17 protein-coding genes are annotated in these 20,518 nt (G+C 32.7%); 8 read left to right on the forward strand and 9 right to left on the reverse strand.

Annotation, left to right across the window (positions count from 1 at the left end; genetic code table 11):
- The first annotated feature begins 344 nt into the window (after window positions 1-344).
- The 6 genes from AAEO59_RS15565 (at window position 345) to AAEO59_RS15590 (ending at window position 7,282) form a co-directional block, all read left to right on the forward strand.
- The gene (locus tag AAEO59_RS15565; protein ID WP_341701672.1) at window positions 345-1,982 is read left to right on the forward strand and encodes a sodium:solute symporter family transporter; all 1,638 of its coding nucleotides are present in this window, start codon (window positions 345-347) and stop codon (window positions 1,980-1,982) included.
- Between the two features lie 188 nt (window positions 1,983-2,170).
- A complete protein-coding gene (locus AAEO59_RS15570) occupies window positions 2,171-2,449 on the forward strand; it encodes a putative quinol monooxygenase (RefSeq protein ID WP_341701673.1) in 279 nt (92 codons plus the stop codon).
- An 83-nt stretch (window positions 2,450-2,532) separates the two neighbouring features.
- Window positions 2,533-4,521, forward strand: coding sequence for an ATP-binding protein (locus AAEO59_RS15575; RefSeq protein WP_341701674.1), 1,989 nt, complete (start codon window positions 2,533-2,535; stop codon window positions 4,519-4,521).
- A gap of 63 nt (window positions 4,522-4,584) precedes the next feature.
- Window positions 4,585-4,950 (forward strand): response regulator transcription factor, encoded by a 366-nt coding sequence (locus tag AAEO59_RS15580; protein ID WP_341701675.1) that lies wholly within the window; start codon window positions 4,585-4,587, stop codon window positions 4,948-4,950.
- 65 nt (window positions 4,951-5,015) lie between these two features.
- The gene (locus AAEO59_RS15585) at window positions 5,016-5,837 is read left to right on the forward strand and encodes a hypothetical protein (RefSeq protein WP_341701676.1); all 822 of its coding nucleotides are present in this window, start codon (window positions 5,016-5,018) and stop codon (window positions 5,835-5,837) included.
- An 11-nt stretch (window positions 5,838-5,848) separates the two neighbouring features.
- Window positions 5,849-7,282: a glycosyltransferase family 2 protein gene (locus AAEO59_RS15590; RefSeq protein WP_341701677.1), complete on the forward strand. Its 1,434-nt coding sequence runs from the start codon at window positions 5,849-5,851 to the stop codon at window positions 7,280-7,282.
- A 20-nt stretch (window positions 7,283-7,302) separates the two neighbouring features.
- Here AAEO59_RS15590 and AAEO59_RS15595 read toward each other — a convergent pair whose 3' ends face one another.
- The 5 genes from AAEO59_RS15595 to kdpB form a co-directional block, all read right to left on the reverse strand.
- On the reverse strand, window positions 7,303-9,021 hold the full coding sequence (locus AAEO59_RS15595) for an ATP-binding protein (RefSeq protein ID WP_341701678.1): 1,719 nt from the start codon (window positions 9,019-9,021) through the stop codon (window positions 7,303-7,305).
- 91 nt (window positions 9,022-9,112) lie between these two features.
- Window positions 9,113-10,234, reverse strand: coding sequence for a sensor protein KdpD (locus tag AAEO59_RS15600; RefSeq protein ID WP_341701679.1), 1,122 nt, complete (start codon window positions 10,232-10,234; stop codon window positions 9,113-9,115).
- An 86-nt stretch (window positions 10,235-10,320) separates the two neighbouring features.
- On the reverse strand, window positions 10,321-11,400 hold the full coding sequence (locus tag AAEO59_RS15605; RefSeq protein WP_341701680.1) for a porin: 1,080 nt from the start codon (window positions 11,398-11,400) through the stop codon (window positions 10,321-10,323).
- 61 nt (window positions 11,401-11,461) lie between these two features.
- Window positions 11,462-12,040: a K(+)-transporting ATPase subunit C gene (locus AAEO59_RS15610; RefSeq protein WP_341701681.1), complete on the reverse strand. Its 579-nt coding sequence runs from the start codon at window positions 12,038-12,040 to the stop codon at window positions 11,462-11,464.
- A gap of 33 nt (window positions 12,041-12,073) precedes the next feature.
- Entirely contained in the window at window positions 12,074-14,119 is a 2,046-nt protein-coding gene (gene kdpB, locus AAEO59_RS15615) for a potassium-transporting ATPase subunit KdpB (protein WP_341701682.1), read from the reverse strand.
- Between the two features lie 85 nt (window positions 14,120-14,204).
- Here kdpB and AAEO59_RS15620 point away from each other — a divergent pair, with 85 nt between their 5' ends.
- Window positions 14,205-14,564 (forward strand): four helix bundle protein, encoded by a 360-nt coding sequence (locus AAEO59_RS15620; protein ID WP_341701683.1) that lies wholly within the window; start codon window positions 14,205-14,207, stop codon window positions 14,562-14,564.
- Between the two features lie 108 nt (window positions 14,565-14,672).
- On the opposite strand, the gene kdpA is transcribed toward AAEO59_RS15620, so the two are convergent.
- The 4 genes from kdpA to AAEO59_RS15635 form a co-directional block, all read right to left on the reverse strand.
- Window positions 14,673-16,391, reverse strand: coding sequence for a potassium-transporting ATPase subunit KdpA (gene kdpA / locus AAEO59_RS15625; protein WP_341701684.1), 1,719 nt, complete (start codon window positions 16,389-16,391; stop codon window positions 14,673-14,675).
- Window positions 16,392-16,461: 70 nt separating this feature from the next.
- Window positions 16,462-16,539 (reverse strand): K(+)-transporting ATPase subunit F, encoded by a 78-nt coding sequence (gene kdpF, locus AAEO59_RS16400; protein WP_407934940.1) that lies wholly within the window; start codon window positions 16,537-16,539, stop codon window positions 16,462-16,464.
- 112 nt (window positions 16,540-16,651) lie between these two features.
- Window positions 16,652-16,933 carry a DUF7674 family protein gene (locus AAEO59_RS15630; protein ID WP_341701685.1) on the reverse strand — a complete coding sequence of 94 codons (282 nt, stop codon included), beginning with the start codon at window positions 16,931-16,933 and terminating at the stop codon, window positions 16,652-16,654.
- 162 nt (window positions 16,934-17,095) lie between these two features.
- Window positions 17,096-18,436 carry a sigma-54-dependent transcriptional regulator gene (locus AAEO59_RS15635; protein WP_341701686.1) on the reverse strand — a complete coding sequence of 447 codons (1,341 nt, stop codon included), beginning with the start codon at window positions 18,434-18,436 and terminating at the stop codon, window positions 17,096-17,098.
- 212 nt (window positions 18,437-18,648) lie between these two features.
- Between AAEO59_RS15635 and AAEO59_RS15640 the strand changes: the two genes are divergently transcribed.
- Window positions 18,649-19,773 (forward strand): formylglycine-generating enzyme family protein, encoded by a 1,125-nt coding sequence (locus AAEO59_RS15640; RefSeq protein WP_341701687.1) that lies wholly within the window; start codon window positions 18,649-18,651, stop codon window positions 19,771-19,773.
- The last annotated feature ends 745 nt before the right edge of the window (window positions 19,774-20,518 follow it).

The following is a 20,518-nucleotide window of genomic DNA, read 5'->3' on the forward strand; positions in this document are numbered from 1 at the left end:
TAAATATAAGAAATTTCATTCATTTAAGCAATATAAACACATAAAATTATGGATCGAATTATTGATTTATATGACTTATATAACAAAAAAAGTCGGAAGAATAATCTTCCGACCATGACTACTCCATTGGGAAGCATTTTTTATTTGGGGTAAAAAGTAAGACTGTGTTTTGGTAAAGATATAGCAAAAGTAGATTTTTCAATTAATTGAATTGATTATTAGTTGTTTCTGCAAAATCAATCCATGCATTCGCATAAAAAATCCATATTAGATTTTTGTTTCCATTCTAAATTTGTTTAGATAGTCTTGCTATTGGCTATTATAAACCAAACCAACTCAAAATTATGAATGCATTACAAACCGCAGATTACATTGTGTTTCTTATTTATTTTGTTATTGTCACTTCTTACGGGATGTATATTTACCGAAGTAAGAAGAATGCAGTTACAAGTTCAAATGATTATTTTTTAGCCGAGGGTTCGCTCACCTGGTGGGCTATTGGTGCTTCACTAATTGCTTCTAATATTTCGGCGGAGCATTTTATTGGGATGAGTGGTTCAGGTTTTGCACTTGGATTAGCAATTTCTTCTTACGAATGGATGTCGGCTGCGACATTGATTATAGTGGCGATGTTTATTCTTCCGGTATATCTTAAGAATAAGATTTTTACCATGCCACAATTTTTGGCAAAAAGATATAATGATACCGTAAGTGCTATTATGGCTGTCATTTGGTTATTGATTTATGTTTTTGTAAATCTTACTTCGATTATTTATTTAGGAGCTTTAGCTATTTCATCGATAGCGCCAGTTAGTTTTGAATTTTGTGTTATCGGATTAAGTTTGTTCTCCGTTATCGTTACTTTAGGAGGAATGAAAGTAATTGGGTATACTGATATGTTTCAGGTAATTGTACTGATTTTGGGTGGTTTAGTAACTACTTATTTAGCATTAACCTTACTTTCAGAACAATTCGGATTTGGAAAAGATATTTTTAAAGGTTTGTCAATTATTGCTGATAAAGCACCGGGACATTTGCAAATGATATTTGATAAATCTAATCCTCATTATACCGAATTGCCGGGTATGTCGGTGATTATAGGAGGGATGTTAATTAATAACCTGGCTTATTGGGGTTGTAATCAGTATATTGTACAAAGAGCTTTAGGTGCCGATTTAAAAACCGCTCGCAAAGGGATTTTGTTTGCAGCATTCTTGAAATTATTAGTTCCGGTTATTGCAGTGTTGCCAGGAATTGCGATGTATGTAATGCATCAAAACGGAATGTTCCAACAGGAAATGCTGGATGCTACAGGAGTTTTAAAACCAGATCGTGCTTATCCAACCCTGATGAATTTATTGCCTGCAGGTTTAAAAGGAATTGCTTTGGCTGCTTTAACTGCTGCAATTGTGGCTTCTTTAGCTGGAAAAGCCAATAGTATTTCGACCATTTTTTCTCTGGATATTTACCGAAAATATTTTGATAAAACGGCTTCTGAAAAAAAATTAGTGCGTGTAGGCAGAGTAGCTGTAGTTGTAGCAATGGTGATTGGTGCAATTGTTGCTCCTTCGCTGAAATCCTTAGATCAAGCTTATCAATTCATTCAGGAATACGTAGGTTTCTTTTCACCGGGAGTATTAGCGATTTTTATGTTGGGAATGTTTTGGAAAAAAACAACTGCTAATGCCGGACTTGCAGGTGCTTTGTTGACAGTGCCAATTGCAACTGTTTTAAAGTTTTTACCTATGTGGACTAACGGAGCATTCCCGGATTTTCCTTTCTTAGACCGAATGAGTATTACTTTTGTTATGATTGTAGTGATAATGATATTTGTTAGTTTGCTAAAACCAGAACCGGTTTTATTGCATGAAAAACATAAGATAGAAGTAGATACTGCAATGTTTAAAGTATCTTCAGAGTTTATAATTGGGTCGTTTATTATCTGTAGCGTATTAGTGGCATTATATACCGTTTTTTGGTAAATAAAATTAAAATATTGGTTAGTTTTTAGATTGAAAAAGGATTTCGCATTAAGTAGTGAAATCCTTTTTTTTTAATAAAATATGGGACTAAATTTTATTGGTTTGAAAACCGAAAAAATAGAAATTGTATTATCTTTAAACAGGAATATTTGTCACATATAGAATAATTTTTTAAACGATTTAAAATTATGATTTCGATTACAGCTATTATAAAAAGCAAAAAAGAAAGTACCGATGAGGTTAAAGAAATGGTTCATCACCTTGTTAATAGTACCAGAAATGAAGCAGCCTGTATTCGATATGATTTACATTATACCGATAATATTTTCATTATTTGGGAAGAATGGACAGATCAGGCAGGTCTTGATATACATAATAAACAAACGTATTTGTTGGATTTCATAGCTAAAACCGAAAACTTATTGGCTACACCTATTCAGGTTTATAAAACTACTCAGGTTTTGTAAAGTAATTATTAAGAATCTATTAAACGAGCTTATTTATTAGAATTATTTTATCTTTATGAACTTTACATTATATTTTTCAGATAATGAGTAATAAAGTTTTTCCTATTCCGCTCAACGAATCCGAACGTTTATCAGCATTAAAACGTTATAATATTCTATATACACTACCAGATAATGCTTTTAACGATACAACAAAATTAGTGTCCTATATTTGTGGTGTACCAATGGCTCATATTTCGTTCATAGATGAAAGCAGGCAATGGTTTAAATCTGAAATTGGAATTGGTGTTTCTGAAGTACCACGTGAAATTTCCTTTTGCCAGTATACCATAATGGAATCGGAATTGGTTGAGATTAGTGATACTCATTTGAATGAACGCTTAAAAGATGATCCCAATGTTACGGGAGGTTTTAAAATTCGATTTTATGCTGGAATTCCGCTTACAACACCTGATGGTTATAATATTGGGACCATTTGCGCTTTAGATCATGTTACTAAGGAGCTAAATGAAAATCAGCGTAATGCCTTGTCTATTTTAGCGAAACATGTAATAAATCAATTAGAGTTACAAACTAAAAATATTGAATTAGACGCTCAGAAAAAAATTGCTGAACGGGCAGTATTGGCTAAAGATAGTTTTTTGGCTAATATGAGTCATGAAATCAGAACGCCATTAAATGCAATCATTGGTTTTACGGATCTTTTGGCACAAACAAATCTGGATAAACTACAGCAGGAATATATTGATAATGTTCAGGTAGCAGGAGAAAATTTACTGTTGATAGTGAATGATATTTTGGATTTGTCTAAAATTGAATCTGGAAATCTAGCCATTGATGCCGAACCCTTTCATTTGCGAAAGACGTTGAAGCATGTTTATGATTTATTGAAAGTAAAGGTACCTAAGGATGTTGAATTTAATCTTTTTTTAGATGCTGATATGCCTGAAATGGTTATTGGTGATCAGGGAAGATTGAATCAGATTTTAGTTAATCTTATCGCAAATGCTTTAAAATTTACCGAAGAAGGTGAGGTGACCGTCTCTGTGAAAAAAGTAGATGAAACAGCCGATAATTATACCCTTCGATTTTCTGTAAAAGATACCGGTATTGGGATTCCTGAAGACAAACTTAAAAGCATTTTCGAACGATTTACACAGGCCGAAGACAGTACTACCAGAAGGTTTGGTGGTACTGGTCTTGGACTAAGTATTGTAAAATCGCTGATTAAATTGCACAATACGGAAATTTATGTTAAAAGTAAAGAAGGAAGAGGTTCTGAGTTTTTCTTTTCACTGAACTTTAAAAAAGTAGATAATTATGAAACAGCTGTTACTACTTTTTCAGGAAATGATTTGGGAAAACTTAAGATATTACTTTGTGAAGACAATGTTTTAAACCAAAAACTAGCCAGAAGTGTTATTCAGAGTTTTGGTTTTGAATTAGATGTAGCCGATAATGGAGAAGAAGGTATCGATTTTTTATCTAAAAATAAATACGATTTGGTATTAATGGATCTTCAAATGCCATTGAAGGATGGTTATCAAACAACCGAATACATTAGAAACGAAATGAACTCAAACATTCCTATTATTGCTATGACAGCACATTCGCTAGCCGGTGAACAGGAGCGTTGTTATAATACAGGAATGAATGCATATGTGCCAAAACCATTTAAACAGGAAGTTCTTTTAAATACCATAAAATCGGTTTTAAGTAAAGAAGAAAACTTAAAACAGAATACAAAAATTGACTTTTCTCTTTTAGACGAAATGGGCTGCGGTAACCCAGATTTTAGAAATGAGATGATTGAACTTTTTATAGAAAAAGTGCCACTTCAAACAATTCAAATGTTAGAAGCATTTCATAAAGATGATAAAGAAGAAGTAAAAAAACAGGCGCATAATATGAAATCCAGTATTGATCTTTTTATGATGGAAGATTTGAGCAATAGCCTGTCAGTTATAGAGATTGAAGCTAAATCTGGGCAATTCACATCAGAAACAATTTCGAAAATTAATCGATTTGACTTAGAAATTGCAGAAATGGTTAAAATTCTAAAAGCATTATGATAAACGACAAATATGCCCTAGCTTTACATTAAATTATATAGATTGCCCCAAAAATACAACTCTATGAGAATAATCTTATCTGAAGATAATGACATCCTACGTAAATCATTATCTTTTTTCTTAGAATCGAAAGGATTTACTGTCGACCAGTTTGCTGACGGTAAAGATGCACTTGAAGCTATTGAAAAAAATAGCTATGACTTGATTTTGACTGATATCAATATGCCGGGAATCAGTGGAATGGAAATTACGCAACACGTAAGACAAAATTTAGGTTCTGATATTCCTATCATTGTATTTACGTCTTCGGGTGTTGAACAAACTGAGTTGGATTCTTTTGATTTAGGAGCCAATGAATTCATGGCCAAACCTGTAAGCCCTGCCGTACTTTTAGTTAGGATTAATAAGTTGCTAAGTACAAGAGTTTAAAGTTATTTACATCTTACTAGATGCTCTTTTTTAGGAGAAGAAAGTAATATTTCTAAAATTTCAATATGATAAATCTTTGGGAATTTTATAAAAGTGAGCAATGGGTGGAGCCTTTTCTAATCGATGCAATTGGTTTGTTTGTCGCAGCTTCAGTTATTTTCTATTTACTTATTGTTATAAGCCGAAATAAGAAAATAAAAAAAGAAAAATTAAGGGTAGAATATGATAAACTAATTGAAAAATTAATGTTTTTGATTGTTTTTGAAGATACTCCTTTTTCTGAAATAAAAGAAAATACAGAGTACAATTTGTTTTCAAAAAAGGCATATTTTAGAGAAGTATTAGTAGAGTCGATTACGAATCTGCATAAAAATTATGAGGGAGTTTATGCCCGAAAATTAGAACAGTTTTATAAAGATTCCGGGCTTACTAATGATTCTTATAAAAAACTCAAAAGCCTGAAATGGGAAGTAAAATGTAAAGGAATTACTGAACTTGCTCAATTTAATATTGTTGAAGCTTTTGATAAAATTATTTCGGCTTCAAAAGATCGAAATAAAACCTTGAAACTTACGGCTATTAATGCCTGTATAAAATTGGAAGGAACTCGAAGTATTATTCATCTCACAGAACATCCTTATCCTATTGACAATTGGACGCAGTTGAATATTATTGGCGCTTTTAAGAAACACGATATCGGTGATATTCAAGGAGTCGAATTTCTATTAGAATCACAAAACACTACTGTTGTGGCACTTGGATTAAAACTTATAAAGGAATTGAAGCTTACGCAAAAAGTTCCTTTTGTGACTCAATTGGTAGCTAAAGCTCCCAATACATTTATTAAAAGTGAGGCGCAAAGTGTATTGCTGACATTAACCGTATAATTTTCAGACGAATGACTTTTTTTGATACCGATTTGACTTGGCTTTTGGATATTTATATGATCCTAATTCTGGCCTATGCAATTTTGATAATGTCTTCTTATTTAATATTGGCTTATCTCTCTACAAAGGAATTGCGAAGTTACCTTAAAAAAAATAGTTTCGTAGATTATGAAGTGCTTCTTACCAGTGAATTTGCTCCAAAACTTTCATTAATTGCACCCGCTTATAACGAAGGTTTTACTATAGAAGAAAATGTAAAATCACTATTGTCACTTAATTATAATAATTATCAGGTTATTGTAGTCAATGACGGAAGTAAAGACAATTCAATGGAAATTCTCATCAAAACGTATGATTTGGTTTTGACAGAACTTGATATTAGTACAAAAGTGGAAACAAAAAAAATTAAAGGAATTTATACTTCCAGAAATGCTGCTTTTAAAAAATTGATAGTTGTTGATAAGGAAAATGGTGGAAAAGCTGATGCGTTGAATGTAGGACTTAATATTGCACAAAATCCTTATGTTGTTTGTATTGATGTTGATTGTATTCTGGATAAGGATTCGCTGTTAAAGTTGGCTAAACCCTTTTTAGAATCTCATGATAAACGTATTATAGCTACTGGCGGTGTTGTGCGAATTGCTAACCAATGTGTGATAAAAAACGGACGCTTAGTTGAGGTAAACGTTCCAGATCGTTTATTACCAAGAATTCAGGTTTTAGAATATTTAAGAGCTTTTTTACTTGGACGAATGGCTTGGGGCCGTCTCGATGGTTTATTGCTTATCAGTGGTGCTTTTGGTGCATTTGACAAAGAAATAGCTTTACTGGCTGGAGGTTATAGTACAAAAACAGTAGGAGAGGATATGGAACTGGTAGTAAGAATGCGCCGTTACATGATTGAAAATAAATTACCCTATTCTGTAAGTTATATACCTGATCCTCTTTGTTGGACTGAGGCACCGGAGGATTTCAAGATTTTCAAAAAACAACGCAGTCGCTGGATGCGAGGAACGATTGAAACACTGAGTTTTCACAAGAAAATGTTTCTGAATCCTAAATATAAATTGTTGGGAATGTTGAGTTTGCCTTATTGGACTTTGTTTGAGTTTTTGGCACCGGCAATTGAGTTTATAGGACTTGTAATTACCATTGTATTTATAGTGTTTGGTATTCTTAACTGGTATTTCTTCTTTTTATTGGTGCTATTTGTGTACACTTTTGCTATTTTCTTTTCGGTTATAGCTTTGTATAGTGAAGAGAAAACCTATCATAAATACCCTAAACAAGCTGATTTTTTCAAACTTTTATTGGCTGCTTTTATAGAACCTTTCTATTTTCATCCACTTGGAGTATATGCAGCTTTAGTAGGATATAAAGAAAAAATTATGGGTACACATGGTTGGGGAGAAATGACCAGAAAAGGTTTTACTAAGAAAGAGTAAAGTGGAAGGGTTTGTTTTATTTAAACAATATTCAAATGAATACTAAAAGTACTCCCAAGTCCCAGTTCACTTTCCACATTAATACTTCCGTTTTGGGCTTCAATAAATTCTTTACTTATTGCTAATCCTAAACCGGTTCCTGATTTATTACTGCCTGGAATTTGAAAATATTTATCGAAAACTTTGTTTTTATAACGGTTGTCAATTCCTTTTCCTGAATCGATAACTTCAAAAACAATTTGATTGTTTCTTTGTTTTAATTTTACTTTTATAGTACTGCTTTCAGAAGAATACGTAATGGCATTGGTTAAAAAATTAATTAAAACCCAACTCGTTTTTTCAGCATCTGCTTTAACATCTGGCAAATTCTCCTCGGCATCCATAATGATTTTAATTTGCTTTTGTTCGGCCTTAATTTTGACTGCTTCGGTGGCATATTGTACAATTTCGTACGGATTACTTTTTTCAATATTCAACTGAATATTTCCCGTTTCAAGCTGTGATAATTTCAACAATTCTCCTGTGATTTTTAACAAGCGCTGGCTATCGTCTTTAATACCTTCTATGAGATGTTTTTGTTCTTCATTGATGCTTCCTGTTGATTTGTTTTCTAGCAATTGTAAACTCATTTTTATGGAAGAAATAGGCGTTTTCAATTCGTGAGAAACGGTAGCGATAAAATTAGTTTTAGCAAAATCTAATTCTTTGAAAACAGTAATATTTCTCAAGATAATGACATCTCCTATGGAGATTAATGTGTCTTCCCCTGTTGGTTTTATGGTAATATTTACGATTTCTTTTTCAAAATAACTTTCCTTGGCATCGGCAAAAATTTTCATTGGTTGTGACTTTGCATTGTTCGAATCAGTATCTATTAATGATTTCATTAAATCATTAGTCAGAGCCAGATTTGTTGCTTGTTTTCCAATAACGACTTCTTGTTTCATTCCAATAATTTTCAAAGCCTGATTATTGATAAATAAAATAACACCCTGATTGTCCAAACCAATAATTGGATCGTGCATATTATTGATTAATGTTTCCAGTCTTTTCTTTTCAAATGACAATTTGTACAGGTTACTATTATGGTATTCCTGTAATTTTTCGGCCATTGTATTGAATGATTTTGCCAAATCGCCAAATTCATTATGGTGCCAAAAATGAACTCTTTCCGCATAGTTTTTATTGGCAATTTCTTTAATACTGGCCGTTAATTCTTTGATGGGATTTGCAATATTATTAGGTAAGTTGACCAGTAAATTAAAAGCGATCAAAAAGCATAATGTACCCACTACGGCTATCCACAAATTTGCTGTTTCGGCAGTTTGTTTAGCAATATCACTTTTAATTTTGATAGCATTCATATTCAGCTTCATAATCTCGAAAATATTTTGTCGGATTTTTGCTTTTAGTTTTTCATTCGTTTTATTTTGTTTTAATAATTCGAAATTTAATTCCAGTTTTTTGGTAATGCGGTCTTCATTTATTTCGGTAATATTTCTTATTTGTTTTTTGAGATTACTATCAAAAACCAGAATGGCTTTGTTTTCATTAAAGCTTATTTCATCTAATGAAAGCAACATATTTCGGGAATATTCTAGTGTGTTATAGTTAGCTTTTAAAATATTTCCGGTGTCTTTTTTTATCGAAAAAATATAAAAAGCACTCACCAATGTAAGTATAAGTATCATTAAAAATAATGATCCAACTCCTAAATTCAATTTGGTTTTAATTCTCATATTCTGTTTTGTTAAATGTAAAAAGTGAAAAGTAAAATATTGATTGTGAATGAAAAAAAAACACATCTCACATTCCACATTTCACAATTCATTATGATAGTATTACAAGATCAACATTTGATGATGAAAGATTATTTAATAAACGTCTAAAAATTGATGTTGACAAAATTACTTTAAATAAATTCAAATGCGGTTTTCCAATGCAAACTGTTGTGATTTGTTTTTGTTGGACAATTTTTAAAATTCCATTGGTAATTTTGGAGTCTTCGATTTTAATTACTTCGGCACCAAGTTCAGTGGCTAATTTGAAATTATTAATCAAATGCCGTTGTTTGTCTAACGCAATTTTATCTGGTGTTTCTCTTGGTGTCTCTACATACAAAACATACCAGTCACTGTTGTAATGACTTGCTAATCGGGCAACTTTCCTAATTACAATTTTGGCAGTTTTATCATTGCTGCTAATGCATGCCAGCAATTTTTCCTGGCGTAGTGCTATATTTTTAGGGACTTCATTTTCAACTTTTCGAACCACCTGACTGGCCACTTCTTTAAGGGCTAATTCTCGTAATTGCAGAATTTGATCGGATTTAAAAAAATGGTTTAAAGCTGTTTGAATTTTATCAGTAGTATATATTTTTCCTTCTTTTAAGCGATTAATTAATTCATCAGAAGTTAAATCAATATTCACAACTTCATCGGCTAACCGAAGTACATTATCCGGAATTCGTTCTTTGACTTCAATATTTGTAATTTGTTTTACATCCTGATTTAAACTTTCAATATGTTGAATATTCACTGCCGAAATTACATTAATTCCGCTTTCTAAAATTTCTAAAACATCCTGCCAGCGTTTCTCATTTTTACTACCTTCCACATTGGTGTGCGCTAGTTCATCAACAATAACTACTTCCGGACGAAGATTTATAATAGCCTGCACATCCATTTCCTCCAGTTGTTTGCCTTTGTAGAAAATGCTTCTTCTGGGAATAATAGGTAGACCTTCTAATAATTCCTGTGTTTCTTTGCGATTATGGGTCTCTATAAAACCAATTTTTATATCAATTCCCTTTTTTAAGAGCATATGTGTTTCCTGTAGCATTCGGAAAGTTTTACCTACACCTGCACTCATCCCAATGTAAATTTTAAACTTTCCTTTGCGTGATTTCTGGATTAAATCCAAAAAGTGCTGTGCATTATTTTGCTGTTCCATTTTTTTGAGAGAAAGAGGTTTTCTGTAAAATGAAAATAGAAGTCAATTTTGATTTTATCACATTTTACAGAAAACATTAATTGATATTAAAAACTAATTGCCAAAGATGTTGTTACAAAAGTATTTGTGTCTGTTGGTATATTATTTTTTGTAAAAATTGCATCCTTACTTGACAGATTTCTAGCTTCAATTCTAAAGATAACTGTATTTGAAATCAGATAATCAAAGTTAGTTGAAAATCCGTAAGTTTTAAATCCGTTTGCAGTTGAAGTGGCAACGATAACTGCATTTTTATCACTATAATATTCGCCTCTGGCCGCCAGCTGAAATTTTGCTGTTGGTTTGTATTGTAAAATTAAAATTGGCGCAAGCCAGGTATTGTATTGCGTACTATTTTTAGCTATTTGCTCAAAACCAATATCAAATCCAGCCGTAATATTTGTTTTTTCGTTTAATTTAAATTGGCCATAGAAATCATTAAAGTAACGCCATTTTTTGTCTAAATCCGGTTGTTCATTACCCATATAAGTACTCCAGTTCAAAACTACTTTATCACTAGGTTTGTATGTGATTTGCGTTCCAAAAGCAGGAGTTTGATTGCCTTCCTCTTTTTGAATTCTTTGCCACCCGTTCAAATACATTCCGGCCAGATACCATTTCCCCGATTCAGAAGTGTAACTTAATTTTACACCAGCCTCATAATAAGGAGAATTTTCGGCAAGAATACTTCGTGTCAAAGTTAGACAGTCTTTACCAATGGCACTTTCAAAACCAATATGAGAAGGCATGATTCCTGCATCAATCCACAGATTATGTTTCTGAGATATTTTTACACCAACATTTGCTTCATAGACATTTTTTAGCAAAGCCTGTTCTGCTGCCATATTATATTCGGGATAGGTACCTGCCATCAGTGCAAAATTTCCTCGGATAGTTGCAGTAGTATAGTTCACTTTTACCAGTCCCAGATTTAGGTTGACTTCGTTGCTTTTATTATAATTGTAAAAAAATCCAGGACGATTATGGTTTTCAGGTTTTGCCAAATCGTAGCTGTAATATATATCAACATAGCCTGAAAATGTAAATGGACTTTTTACGATTTCTTCCTGAGCTTTTACGTTTGAATATCCAAAAGCGATTAAAAAAGTCAGTAGTATTTTTTTCATTTTGTTTTTATTAATTGATCGAAAAAATTGTACCCCATGAAAGAGGGTAAAACTTAGAGTTTTAGTTAGTGTGAACCTTTGTGTTTTTCAGAGAAAGTTCATCCAAAGCCACATTCAATTCCAGCACATTTACCGTTTCAGGTCCCATTATTGCTTTGTTTATTTTTGATTCTACTAAAGCTTTTACTTTAGCTTCTGCTAGATTTCTTTCTTTTGCAATTCTTTTCACCTGAATGAGTGCTGCTTGCTGAGAAATATTTGGATCAAGTCCGCTTCCGGAAGCGGTAACTATATCCGATGGAATTTCAGATTTTTTTAAGTACGGATGTATTAGTAAAAAAGTATCAATTCTTTTCTGAACTAAAGCCAAATATTCTTTGTTTGCAGGCCCTTTATTGCTACCGCCACTAGCTCCCGCATTATAATCAACCGCCGAAGGTCTTCCCCAGAAATAATTGGATTGATTGAACTTTTGTCCAATTTTTTGGTAACCAATAACTTTTCCGTTGACTGATAGAGTTTCGCCTTTTCCTTGATTTGGAGCAAATTGCGCCAGACCGTAAATGCTTAAAGGATAAATAACCGCTAGTAAACAAAGCAGTACTAGTGTTAATTTTAGGATTGAAAATATATTTTTCATTTTTTTTTATTTTAGAATGTTAAATGGGATTTGTTAAAAGAATATTGAAACCACTAAATCAATTAATTTGATTCCGATAAAAGGAATAATTAAACCTCCAAGTCCGTAAATCAAAAGATTTCTTTTTAAAATAGCACTAGCTCCAATTGGTTTATAATCAACTCCTTTTAATGCCAGCGGAATTAATATTGGAATGATAACAGCATTGAATATCACCGCCGATAAAATGGCACTTTCAGGACTGTGTAAATTCATGATATTCAAACTTTGTAAAGCCGGAATTGTAGCGATAAAAAGAGCCGGAACAATGGCAAAATATTTAGCAACATCATTGGCTATTGAGAAAGTGGTAAGTGTACCACGAGTCATTAGTAATTGTTTCCCAATCTCAATAATCTCAATTAATTTGGTTGGGTCATTGTCCAGATCAACCATATTACCAGCTTCTTTAGCAGCCTGAGTTCCACTATTCATTGCAACACCCACATTGGCTTGTGCAAGGGCAGGAGCATCATTAGTACCATCGCCCATCATGGCAACAAGTTTACCATTTTGCTGTTCGTTTATGATGTAATTCATCTTATCTTCAGGTTTAGCTTCAGCAATGAAATCATCGACACCCGCTTTTTTGGCAATAAATTTGGCTGTCAATGGATTATCTCCGGTAACCATTACGGTTTTAACCCCCATTTTTCGTAAACGTTCAAAACGTTCTTTCATTCCAGTTTTGATAATATCCTGTAATTCAATTACTCCTTGCACCTGATTGTTTTTGATTACAACTAAAGGCGTTCCTCCATTGGAAGAAATTGTAATTACTTTTTGATCTATATCTTCCGGAAATGAATTACCTGCTTGTTGTACAATATTTTTAGCAGCATCCTGAGCTCCTTTTCTAATGTTGGTTCCGTCTTTTAAAATCACACCACTTGTTCTGGTCTCGGCTGTAAATTTGATAGTTTGTGAAATGTTTTCTGTTAAATGTGAAATGTTTTTCTGTATTTTACCATTTACAGCTACCATCATACCTAGTTCCAGAATACTTTTTCCCTCGGGAGTATCATCGGCAAGTGAGCTTAAAACTGCCGATTGGATAAAATCTTCCTGAGAAATTCCTTTTGTAGGGTAAAAACTAGTTGCTTTTCGGTTACCAATAGTTATTGTTCCGGTTTTGTCAAGTAACAATACATCAATATCTCCGGCGGTTTCTACTGCTTTTCCTGATTTTGTAATCACATTAGCTCGCAAAGCTCTGTCCATACCTGCAATCCCAATCGCTGATAGTAATCCTCCGATAGTTGTAGGAATTAAACAAACGAAAAGCGCAATAAAAGCGGCTATTGTTATGGGAGCATTGGCAAAGTCGGCAAAAGGTTTTAGAGTAACGCAAACAATTACGAATATCAGTGTAAATGCTGCCAATAGAATGGTTAAGGCAATTTCGTTAGGTGTTTTTTGACGAGAAGCACCTTCGACCAAAGCAATCATTTTGTCAAGAAAACTTTCTCCTGGTTCAGATGTTACCTGTACTTTAATTTTATCTGATAAAACTTTAGTTCCACCAGTAACCGATGATTTATCTCCGCCAGCTTCACGGATAACCGGTGCACTTTCACCCGTAATAGCGCTTTCGTCGATAGTAGCTAAACCTTCAATGATTTCGCCATCAGTGGCAATTACATCACCGGCTTCACAAATAAAAATAGTTCCTTTGGTTAATTGTGATGAAGATACAATTTGGCCATTTTCAAGTTTTGCAGGAGTTTCTTCACGGGTTTTTCTTAAACTATCAGCTTGTGCTTTTCCTCTGGCTTCGGCAATGGCCTCGGCAAAATTGGCAAACAAAAGCGTCGCTAATAAAATGAAGAACACAATGAAATTATATGTAAAGCTACCTTGATTTTCTGTACCCAATGCTATAGCGACACACACAATGAACATAATTGCAGTTCCGATTTCGACGGTAAACATTACCGGATTTTTGAACATTATTTTGGGATTAAGCTTTACAAAAGATTGCACAAATGCTTCTTTTACTTGCTTACTTTCAAATAATGAATTGGTTTTATTTTGAGTCATTTTGATAGGAGTAAAATGTTATAAGTAAAATGTTAAATGTCTTAGGTTTCAATATATTTGGTATTTATTTAAAATCATTTAAAGTATGAAACCACATAAAAAATTGAATTGTTGGATTAAAAGTTTTGATTTTGTTAAAGAAATTTATTCAGTGACAAATCAATTTCCTTCCGATGAAAAATTTGGGTTGACTTCTCAAATTAGAAGAGCTTCTGTTTCAGTTCCAGTAAATATTGCCGAGGGTGCCGCTAGAAAAACTACAAAAGAATTTATCCATTTTTTACATATTTCATTAGGCTCTTTATCCGAATTGGATACTTTAATATTACTAAGCAAAGAATTAAACTTTATTAATGAAAATGAATGTGAACAACTGATTGAAAAATTAGATGTCATAGGAAAACTTATTTATGGACTAGTTAAAAATCTTAATAGCGGATTATAAATTTTGAGATATAAGATGTGAAAAGTGATGTTTTAATAGGAGATATAGGGTGTGAGATTTATCTTTTTACATAACACATTTCTCATTTCACTTTTCACAAATTACTTTTCACATAGAAAAATATTCAGCTAATGGTCCAAGAGCCAGAGCAGGGAAGAAGGATAGTGCTGCGATTATGGCAATAACTGCAAAAATCATAATTCCGAAAATAGTTGTATCGGTTTTTAAAGTTCCTGCACTTTCCGGAATATATTTTTTATTGGCTAACAAACCAGCAATTGCAACAGGACCAATGATAGGGATGAAACGGCCTAATAGCAATACGATTCCTGTAGATATATTCCAAAAAGGATTGTTGTCTCTAAGGCCTTCAAAACCAGATCCGTTGTTGGCAGCACTTGAGGTGAATTCGTATAACATTTCAGAGAATCCATGGAAACCATTGTTATTTAGCCAGGCTGTAGCATTGCCATTAAACCAAAATCCCATAGGAGTACCATTTGCTGCAAAATAAGCGGCCAAAGCAGTTCCTGATAATATCAATAACGGATGAAGAATTGCAATAAATGCGGCAATTTTTACTTCGCGGGCTTCGATTTTTTTACCTAAAAATTCAGGGGTTCTTCCTACCATTAACCCAGAAATAAATACTGCCAGAATAATAAAAATGTAGAAATTTAACCATCCTACACCGCAGCCGCCATAAAAAGCGTTAACCATCATAGCTAATAATTGCATGGCTCCCGAAATAGGCATTGCACTATCATGCATACTGTTTACTGAACCGGTAGAAATTACAGTTGTAGCGATACTCCAAAATCCTGAAATGGCAGGTCCAAAACGAACTTCTTTTCCTTCCATAGCACCAGTTGTTTGAGTAATTCCCATTTTTGTGATAGCAGGGTTTCCATTGCATTCGTTTATGACTGTTGGAATGACTAATAGTAAAAAACCAATTGTCATTACTCCAAAAACGATATAGGAAAACTTTCTTTTCTTTAGATAAAATCCTAAAGCAAAAATCATTGCAAACGGGATAATTAGTTGTGAAAAAAGTTCCACAGCATTAGTTAAATAACTTGGATTTTCTAATGGATGCGCTGAATTCACACCAAAGAAACCACCACCATTGGTACCAATATGTTTGATAGCAATAAAAGCGGCAGCTGGTCCTCTGGAAACGGACACTTCATCACCTTGTAAAGTAGTGATTGTATCTTTTCCTTCAAAAGTCATCGGAGTTCCACTAAACAAAAGTATTACAGCAACAATTGCCGAAAGCGGCAATAAAATACGAGTACAACTTTTGATAAAATAATTATAGAAATTGCCTAATTTATCTGTTGTTCTTTCTTTCATAGCAATAAAAACTATTGCTGCCGAAGCCATCCCGACACCCGCCGAAACAAATTGTAGAAACATTAAAACCATTTGCGAAAGGTAAGAGAGTCCTGTTTCTCCTGAGTAATGCTGTAAATTACAATTTACTAAAAAGGAAATGGCAGTATTAAAAGCCAGATCCGCTGACATACTTGGATTATTATCTGGATTGAGGAATAAAGAACCCTGGAATAATAAAACAAAAAAGCAAAGAAAGAACCAAACCATATTGATACTTAAAAGTGCTTTAAGATGCTGTTTCCAGTTCATCTCTTCAGTAACATTTATTCCACTGATTTTGAAAATCAATTTTTCAATGGGATTAAAAACAGGATCTAAAAATGTTTTATCTCCTAAATAAATTTTGGCAATATATTTCCCTGTTGGAATAGCTAGAACTATCGAAACAATAAAAATACTGATGATACCAAATAATTCTGTGTTCATGTTATTTTGTTTTTAAATGTGAATTGTGAAAAGTAAGATGGCTTTACTTGCCATTTTACTTTTCACCTTTTTAAAATTTTTCGGGATTGATTAAAACGTATATCAAATAGCCAAAAACGATTAGTGCGATAATGAATAGTGCTGCCATGACTTATATTTTTTCAAAAAATTCAACAGATTTGAAACAAATTGCAAAAAGCAATATGGCTAATGCGAGTAAAAGAATAGTGAGTAACATGATATAGTATTTGAAATTAGAATTATAGTCGTGCAATAAGAAGTTGTTGATTGTATTCTTCCTGTAGTGATTTTGGAAACAAATTAGAGATGCTGCAATGTTTCATTTCCATAAATGTGGCAATAGATAAAACATAGACATTAGTGATGGCAATTTTAGTTTCGTTACTGCCTGTTTTGAATAATTGTTCAGCAAAAACGAGGTAATTTTTAGCCCGACTGATATTTCCTGTTATGATTGCTTTTTTAGTAATTTCAGCAAAGCGTTCTGCTTGTTTGTATATGCTGTTAACTTGATTTTTCATAAGAATGATTTTTAATTTTTCATTGCTTATGCCAAAAGCTATTCCATAAAAAACAAAAAAATGTAACTTATTGTTGCTTATAGGGTTGTGGTGTTTGTGCCAAAAAAGGGCATAAAAAAAGCCTATCAAAATGATAAGCTTTTCTCAAAATAGAAGGATATGTTATTGAATATTGTATTCGTCTAATTTTCGATATAAGGTCGCAATACCTATTTCAAGTAAACGTGCGGTTTCGGCTTTATTGCCTTTGGTATAATTTAAAACTTTTTGAATATGAAGTTTTTCGATACTTTGCATTGAAAAAGCCGATAGTGTTTTATTGGTTTTATCTGATTGATGTTGGATTTCATAAGGTAATACATCCAAAGTCAGTACATCCGAATTACTTAAAATTACAGCTCTTTCAATCACATTTTTAAGTTCCCGAATATTACCTGGCCAGTGATACGTTTCTAATTTTTGCAAAAAATCATCCTCCATTTTCAAGGTTTTTTTGTTGATTGCATTCGAAAATTTATCAACAAAAAAATGCGTCAGTAACGGGATATCTTTAACCCTTTCCCTTAATGGCGGAATATTAATTTCAAAAATATTCAATCGATAATACAAATCAGATCTAAAACGATGTGCTTCACTTTCCTGTTTCAAATCTCTGTTTGTTGCCGTTATTAAACGAAAATGAGATTTTTTTGGAACAGTATCTCCTAATGGGATGTATTCATTTGTTTCCAATACACGAAGTAGTTTAGCCTGTAATTCTAATGGCATTTCGCCTATTTCGTCTAAAAAAAGAGTCCCGCCATTGGCTTCTTCAATAAAACCTTTTTTGTCTTTTAGAGCTCCGGTAAAAGCGCCCTGTTTATGACCAAAAAGTTCGCTTTCTAATATTTCCTTGCCAAAAGTACTGCAGTTCAATGCTACAAAAGATTTTTCGGCACTCTGGCTGTTTTGGTGAATTGCCTGTGCAAAAACTTCTTTTCCGGTTCCTGTTTCTCCGGTTAAAAGTACTGTTGAAGTCGTTTTGGCTACTTTTTTAGCTAAATCAATCGCTTGCTCAATTCCTCTGGATTTGCCAACGATTGTATCAAAAGAATATTTATCTGAAATTCTTTGTTCTAGCTGTTTTACTTTTTTTTGAAGTTGGACTTTTTCAATAGCCCTATATAGAAGAGGAATTATTTTATCGTTATCATCACCCTTGACAATATAATCAAAAGCTCCATTTTTCATTGCCTGAACGCCATCGGAAATTTTACCATAAGCAGTAAGCAAAATAACCTCTGTAAGGGGAAAAGCAGTTTTGATTTTTTGAAGAAATTCGACACCATTTCCATCAGATAATAACACATCGCAAAGCACGACATCAATATTATTTTGTTCTAATTTTTTAAAACCTGATTTTAAATCAGCAGCTTCTAAGACTTCAAATCCTTCTGATTTTACAATACGAGCTAAAAGTCCGCGCAGTTTTTCTTCGTCGTCAATTATGAGGATATTTTTCAAAGACGTAAAATTTAATTAAAACAAAATTAGCTATTTTTTCTTCAGATATTGAAATTTTATAGTTTACTATGGGATTAGCTTATTTGTTAAAAATATGGAGTCGAGTTTTAGATAATTTTTTTTGAACGACAAGTTTTATAATTGGTTGTTTTTATAAGCTTTAAAAGGTATAACTATTTTAAATTTGTAAATTGTAAATAAAAAAAATAATAATGATTAGGAACAAAAAAATAGTAAGCATTTCTATAGTGATCATTTTTACAATAAGTTTTGCATACCTCTATTCATTTATTTCAAAAAAAAGAGGTGTTCAAGTTTCGAATGAATTTACCAATAAAGAAATTATACCAACCTATAAAGCTACCATCGAGAATAAAAACAATAAACCAAATAAAACTCCTGCAGGTATGGTATGGATTCCTGGAGGGGAATTCTCAATGGGAAGTAAAAAAGAGTCAGAGAGCTTGTGTAGTATTCAAGGAGTAACTCAAGATGCAATGCCAATACATCAAGTGTATGTAGATGGTTTTTGGATGGATAAAACGGAAGTAACTAATAAAGATTTTGCCGAATTTGTAAAAGCTACAGCTTATGTAACTGTAGCCGAAAAAAAACCACTTCCCGAAGAATTGCCGGGAGTTCCTTTAGAACAATTAATTGCTGGTTCAGCAGTTTTTACACCAACACTTAATAAAGTCGATTTAAATAATTATTTGGCTTGGTGGCAATATGTTGGTGGTGCTGACTGGAGACATCCTACAGGTCCTGATAGTAATATCATTGGGAAAGATAATTATCCAGTTGTTCAGATTGCCTACGAAGACGCTGTTGCTTATGCCAAATGGGCAGGAAAACGATTGCCTACTGAAGCGGAATGGGAGTTTGCTGCTAGAGGTGGAAATACCGGAACATACTATACTTGGGGAAATATTTTAAAGCCAGGGGGGAAATTTCAGGCTAATATTTATCAGGGCGATTTTCCTCTTGAGAAAGGGGACACTGCAGAAGACGGTTTTGTAGGATTGGCTCCAGTAGGGCAGTATGCTCCTAATGATTATGGTTTGTATGATATGGCAGGTAATGTATGGGAACTAATTAATGATTGGTATAGTGAGGATTATTATCAGGAATTAGCAAAAAGTGGTAAAGTAACTAAAAACCCGCAAGGTCCTGAAAAGTCTAAATATTCTAAGGAACCTAATGCATTAACAAAAGTACACCGAGGCGGTTCTTTTTTATGTACTGATGAATATTGCACGAGATATTTAGTAGGTTCACGAGGACATGGTGAAATAAAATCATCGGCAAATCATATTGGTTTTAGATGCGTGAAATAGAGATATTAAACAAGAATAGTTATAAAAAAAAGCTCATTTCAGACGAAATGAGCTTTTATATTTTGTGACCCCTACGATACAATTTTCAAACCATTTTATGCAGGATTTAAAGAAGTTAGCCTGTTTTTAATAGAAATATATAGGATAAGTTTTAAAGTATATTCAAAACTGGGTTTAATGTCTTGTTGAGGTTAAAATGTTAAAAATTAAAAATTATTTCCAAATGGACTGTGGTTTTGTTTCAAGGGGAGTCGAGGGGATTACAATCGAACACCTAATTTCAGTTTTAATGTTTATTTAAGGTTTTGATAAATAGAGTGTTATTCCTTTGTTTTATTAGGGTTGTCGCATATGATTTAATTTTTAAATTGTTTTCAATAATATTAATAAGGTTGTTTTTTTAGAATTTTTACAAGAAAGAGTCATTTAAAGTTGAAAAATATAACTATTAATAATAGCTGAAAGTGATCGAAGGGCGAACACTTTTTTGGGTTGTTATTTTGGATTAGTAATAATATACATTATCAAGAGATGATATACTGATTTATTATTTTCATAAACTTAAAGTTTATATAAATACTTCTTCGTTTACCTTTTTCTAAATAAAAAAATGAGGCCTAAAGCCTAGTCATGGTCGGAAGAAATTCTGGCCATTTTTTTATGTTTTAAATACTTTATCAGGATTTCCACCTGCGAATATTATCAAAATCGCTGTAATCATATCTCTAAGTTCCATTGCGATTCT

Origin of the sequence: Flavobacterium flavipallidum, assembly GCF_038289905.1 — a bacterium.
GTDB classification, from domain to species: domain Bacteria; phylum Bacteroidota; class Bacteroidia; order Flavobacteriales; family Flavobacteriaceae; genus Flavobacterium; species Flavobacterium flavipallidum.